The following is a 5,475-nucleotide window of genomic DNA, read 5'->3' as shown; positions in this document are numbered from 1 at the left end:
CATATCGCCAGACGGCGTCCAAATCCCCTGAAATCAGCGATACAATCCGCAGACAGCGTCGGCGTTCAACGGAGCAACACGAAACGTTCACGACTTCTTTTTCTCACAACGGATGTCTAACAAAGCATGAGGAGATATGCCAAATTCCAGTCGGTTACATAGAAATACACTCTTGTATCCGATTCGACATCGATTCCATTACGAGAGATAAGTCGTAACCTATCCAATACCGAATCGACTACAAATCATTATGAGCAAGCAGGACCATCACTATCGTAGTTGATACGACATGGAACCGATTACACTTCGACTACCCACCGACCTCTTCGAAGAATTGGATGCTGAATCGGACGAAGCTGGATTTAGTACCCGATCAGAATACATCCGCCATCTCCTGTTTCATCGCCCCGATATCAGCCAGATCGCGACGGCAGAGGACACATCCACGACGACCGATAGTACCCCAGTTGACGAGATAGAGCAAACTGTCGACGAACTGTCCGACTACCATGATGAGCTCACACAACGAGTTAGCGATCTCGAGGAAGAAGTCGAACAGCTCCACCCCAATAATGATCAACCAACAGGCATCTCTCCCTCCGTGAGTTCAACCTCGGATAACTCTTCTTCGGATCACCACCCGTCGACGACAGAACAGCCATCAGCTGACGAACCGCGATCTCTCACCAAGTTCAAACAGTGGCTTGACGAGAATGGACCACAAAGTGACGACGCTCGTACTGTATTGCTGGATGCTGCTCAGATCCTAGACGATCAGGGACCACTCAAAGCAAGCGAATTACGGGAGCAATTGTACGAACGTAACCCAGATACGTACGGCTCTGCCGGGGCGCTCTGGGCATCCACAGTTGAACGCCTCTACGATGACCTTCCAGGCTTCGAACGCCCTGAGTACGGAACGTATACGTTTGATCGAGAGGCTTCGATGGAGTCTCTTCCGGATCTGTCCGATTGACAACGTGAAAATGAGTCGTGGCCCGAGTTTGTTAGCAGGTTTCTGGTGCTGCCGAGGTAGTCACAGCCAGTTGCCTGGGACGTAGAGAACTGTTCCAACGAGATCGTCAGTATACATCTCTATTCGTCGAATTGCCGCAGCGATTTCGCCCGCCGAAGCAGCTGTATCGCAAGCGATGATGCCGGGATGATCTTCAACGTTAGTACCTCAAACGGTAGGATGATTGGAGCCTCTGGGGCCGTTGTAGAAAGGAAATCTCCCGCTGAATAACCAGAGATCAACCGCTGGTACTGGTCTATCTAACTATTCTGAGAGGAAGACGATGAAAATGATGGTGAACCGCGAGCGCCGCAGCTCGTGATCGGGGCGGACGCGGCGGCAGAACGGGGTGGCTAGCCGAACTCGATGTCGGGGAATACCTCGTTATGCATGTCGATGATGAATATCTTCTTGCGCCAGATGATCTCCTCGTTGTCTCGGTGGTCCATCTCGTCCGCGACGATGAGGTTCAACAGCACCCAGCAGTTGTAGAGCAGCAGGCACAGCATGAAGAAGAACCGCCGGACGCCGAGGCACCGACTCCGTGGGTTCGCCAAGAAGTTCTGCTTGATGTCGCGGAACGCCGTCTCGATGCTCCACCGCTTCCGGTAGAGCTGGCCGACGCCGAACGCAGTCGTTTCAGCGCGTCGCGGCCCGGTGCCGCTCGGATGGAGGCCACGAGCCTCTACGTCCAAGCTCGTGATGAACGCCGCGTACTCCACTTCAGTCTCGTCGTCTTCATCCTCGTCGTCCTCTTCGTTGGGTGCGTTCATACCCGGCAGCGTCGTCTGTGAGGTGCCGTCGTTCGTCTGGCCAGCCTTCCGCTTCTCGCCCTTCTTCGTGACCGAGCGCGTGATCTTCTCCAACGCCAGCAGCGTCGTCTTGTGCATCGTGTGGTCGGCACCCTCTATCTCGTAGTTCGTCCAATCGGCGCGGCCTTTAGCTCCCTCGGCAAGGAACTCCTTGACTGCGCCGCGGGTCTTCCGCTTCTTGATGACGTAGTCAAGCCCGCAGTGCGTGACGTACGAGCATATCTTCTGGGTGCCGTACTCGCTGTCTGCGTACACGTTGTTGACGTTCACGAGGCTCCGAGCGCGGTCGATGAGGTAGCGCACGCACTGGTACTGCTCGTCGTCCTTCACCTTCGAGACCGACGACAGAACGATGGCGCGACCGCGGTAGATGGCCGTGAGCGTGATGTCCTCGTACGCGTACCCCGTTTCGTACTTCGGATACCGGTGAAGGACGCCGTCGGGCTCCTCGACGTCGGTGTCGTTGCGGTTGTGGTACTCGCGGGCAGTCCCGTCGATACAGATGTCCACGGGCCGGTCCAACATCCCGCGCTCCTTCAGCATCTCCACCTGCTTGTCGATCCCGCGCTCCGTGCGCTTGTGCCATGATTCCCCCTCGCCGAAGTCGCGGTCCTCGGGGTTGACCGACCAGTCGTAGGACTTCTCGCCCGGTACGAGGGCGTTGTTGCGTGCGTAGTTGATTTCGGCGAGCTGTCGAGAGTAGTTTCGGAGCGGCTTCGCCAGCGCCTCTGAGCACATGTAATCGTCGTCGGTGACGCGGTGCTCGGACACGTACACGTCTCTGCCGCCGGTCACCGATTCGTTGCGCCGGCTCGTGAATGTCGCCTGCTCGGTCAGCTTGTCGGCGTCGATTCTCTTGTTCGGCCCCCGCCCGTAGTCGATAACCTCGTTGAAGAGCTCGCGGTACTCCTTGAACACGCGGTCACGCGTCTGTTGCTCGATCCGGTGCTCGTCCGGAATTTCTGTGTCTTCCTCGGGTTCTGTCGGCAGGAACTCGTGTATCTGTTCGTCGATGTCCTCGACGAGGTTGAAGTCGTGGCCCTTCAGCTTCGCAGCGATGCGAGCGGCTGCGAACCGCACATGCTCACGGAAGGCGGGTCGGTAGCGCTCCCACCACTGCGTGGAGAACGTCGTGCGGTTGGGTACCCTGTCGTCCTCGAATCCGAACCCGGCAGCAATCTCGGGGTTGCGCTCAAGATACCACTGTAGCGAGTCGAACCCGCCGATGTCGTCCGAGATCATCTTCAGGATGTACGCCCGCATCATCGCCATCTCGTTGAACGAGGAGTTGATGAGACTATCCTGCGGGACGACGTCAACGGTCTCGTACTGAAGCTGGTCGGCAATTGAATCCCGCTTCGCGTAGGACTCCGCACGCGCTTGCTCGATGGCTTCTATTAGCTCCGCGGACTTCCCAGAGTAGTCATCTGGTTGGGAGAGCTCAGCGGAAAGCTGGTTCTGACGGGTGTTTGAGACGTGCTCAGAAAGATCCGCAGTCGTGTACGGCCCACCCGAATCCTCCAAGACAGGAACGGCGTCGTCGGGTGGGAGGTCGGTCATACATCAGATCAGCGCTTCTTAACTTATAAAATAACGGCTCTGATGGGATGAAAGCCTGCTAAGTCCTCAGCGTGCGTAAAGAGGTACTGGGGTGGTCAAAGGCCGATGATTCAACAGCGTCTTCGAACACGTGGCTCTGATTGCCCTACGTGACAAGAAAAAAATATTATGGGAGGCCGAATAGGTGTTGCTCCATTTACGTACACACCACTCATCAGCGCAGCAGTAGTTCTATCGGTCGTCCAGATGCTCAACTGTATGGAAGAATCAGATCTACAAGAGGTGAGTTACTGAGGGCCGCCGGCTCGGCGGCCCTCATTGGCCGGTCGCAGCGGTCGTGAGCCACAGCTATGGCATTCACGTTCTGACAGCTTGCCGGACGGTTCCTGAGCTGTCACCGTAACTACTTGCGATTTCTCTCCATGAACACGATCGAGGTGTCATTAGTGACGGTCAGGCGTATCGAGTAACAGACTGTTTCTCCTCTGCTTGAACTCAGTCGCACTGAGTTCGGTGAATAGTAGGTACTCAAACAGAGGAACTGGCTTGTAGCAATATCGTTCAAAAGTAGAGGTTTCCGTAACGTGTCTAAACAAGGTGTAACAATGTATTTATGCTCTCAGATGAATATGGATATAATGAAACGACGAGCCCTCCTTGGTACAACAATTGCTGTTTCAACAATGTTAACCGGCTGTCTCAATAGTTCGCGAACAGGATTTATTTTAAATCGCGTGTTGCTTTCAGAAGTATCTAGTGCGACCAGATCTTCCGACGAGGTTGAGATCATCATCAAACAGAATGGTGATGAAATCCACTCCTCATCACACGATCGCCCTATTGATCAACCCTCAGAAAGGACGCCAGTCATGGTGGATGATGGTTTTCCAAATGAACGTGGAAGTATAAAAGTCACCGTTCAGTCGGATACCGACTCCTACGAAACAAAATTTGACACGAATATATTCCAAGATTATGATGGATACTGTATAGATATTCATGTGATGTTATGGGGTGATACAGTAAGTATAAATACATTCGATGAACCATATAAATGCCAATGAATATGCGTTTGGCTATTAACTCGACTTCTTCGAGTTAACTCCATTATTCGGAGAAGAAGTAATAATATACTCCTATCCAAAAATTTAAATTATATGGGTTGATCACCTATACGAACAAATATATTCAGCTAATCTATGTCGAACTAATTTATTTATGATCTCTCTTCCTGACTTTTGTGGTCAATCTTTGTTTTAGATTCAAAAGTGAAATCCTCTCTAATAGTGACCGTATCCTCAGGTTCAAAATCAAGTAATTGTTGATATTTTTTGGGAAGATCTTTCATTTTCTTTTTTGGGTTACTCTGAGGAGATAACCCGGTGTCATCTGCTTGAATCGTATTCCTAATACGAGCAGGGTCAACTGATGCATCAACTCGGAATGATTCAGACGTGCCAGAATCCTGTGTGAATATAAATGATGCGACATGCGAAACACTCTGGACGCCTTTCGGTGCCCACTCAGCCCGAGTAACATTTGTAGTTTGTGAGTCCATATATGCGTCAAGTGCATCAATGGTAGTGAGGATGGTCCCTAATCCGGGTGTGGCGTCGCTCAACTCTCCTCCCCAGTTAATAATTAAATCAGCAATTTCTCGATCATATGATACATCCTCTCCGTTAGAATCATTTTCGTCTCCGTTAACGCCGTATTGAGCACTGGTAATCCCTTCGTTCACTTGGGTATATCCGCCTTCTAATTCGACGATTTCAGTAGCAGTTGCCGCAATTCCATCAGTAGGGTTCCCATTATCAACTGCTGCTCCGTGTGTCACAGAGTAAAAAATATGTTGTACACTGTCCCCGACCTCGAACGAATTCACATGGTTTATACCGGACCCAATATGGTATGTGTGCCTTCCAAGGATATCGTCTATTGAATCAGTTTCAAAATCTGTAATTGGATCCGCATTATTTATCTCAACATTTTTTTCCGGGGAAGATCCAAGGTACGTGTTTACCCCGAGGTCTCGACAGCCGGCACAGCGTGAGCCCGTGACATAACCTCATTATTGCTGACGACTCG

General features: G+C 51.8%; 4 protein-coding genes. 2 read left to right on the top strand and 2 right to left on the bottom strand.

Annotated elements, in window-relative coordinates:
• Positions 1-289: 289 nt before the first annotated feature.
• A complete protein-coding gene (locus ACT4MF_RS18650; protein ID WP_444683818.1) occupies positions 290-976 on the top strand; it encodes a ribbon-helix-helix domain-containing protein in 687 nt (228 codons plus the stop codon).
• 392 nt (positions 977-1,368) lie between these two features.
• Here the strand turns inward: ACT4MF_RS18650 and ACT4MF_RS18645 are convergent, their stop codons facing one another.
• Positions 1,369-3,387 carry a transposase gene (locus ACT4MF_RS18645; RefSeq protein WP_444683817.1) on the bottom strand — a complete coding sequence of 673 codons (2,019 nt, stop codon included), beginning with the start codon at positions 3,385-3,387 and terminating at the stop codon, positions 1,369-1,371.
• Between the two features lie 638 nt (positions 3,388-4,025).
• On the opposite strand from ACT4MF_RS18645, the gene ACT4MF_RS18640 reads away from it, so the two are divergent.
• Positions 4,026-4,451 carry a hypothetical protein gene (locus ACT4MF_RS18640; RefSeq protein ID WP_444683816.1) on the top strand — a complete coding sequence of 142 codons (426 nt, stop codon included), beginning with the start codon at positions 4,026-4,028 and terminating at the stop codon, positions 4,449-4,451.
• 152 nt (positions 4,452-4,603) lie between these two features.
• Here the strand turns inward: ACT4MF_RS18640 and ACT4MF_RS18635 are convergent, their stop codons facing one another.
• Positions 4,604-5,224 (bottom strand): hypothetical protein, encoded by a 621-nt coding sequence (locus ACT4MF_RS18635; RefSeq protein ID WP_512053342.1) that lies wholly within the window; start codon positions 5,222-5,224, stop codon positions 4,604-4,606.
• Positions 5,225-5,475: the final 251 nt, after the last annotated feature.

Source organism: Halorubrum sp. FL23, assembly GCF_052439115.2.
Classification (GTDB): domain Archaea; phylum Halobacteriota; class Halobacteria; order Halobacteriales; family Haloferacaceae; genus Halorubrum; species Halorubrum persicum.
The sequence above is the reverse complement of the archived record's forward strand: the minus strand, read 5'-3'. Positions and strand labels throughout refer to the sequence as shown.

Bases quoted from the DNA above. Each gene is read 5' to 3' on its own strand.
- ACT4MF_RS18650 (WP_444683818.1), top strand. From the start codon at position 290: ATGGAACCGATTACACTTCGACTACCCACCGACCTCTTCGAAGAATTG.
- ACT4MF_RS18645 (WP_444683817.1), bottom strand. From the start codon at position 3,387: ATGACCGACCTCCCACCCGACGACGCCGTTCCTGTCTTGGAGGATTCG.
- ACT4MF_RS18640 (WP_444683816.1), top strand. From the start codon at position 4,026: ATGAAACGACGAGCCCTCCTTGGTACAACAATTGCTGTTTCAACAATG.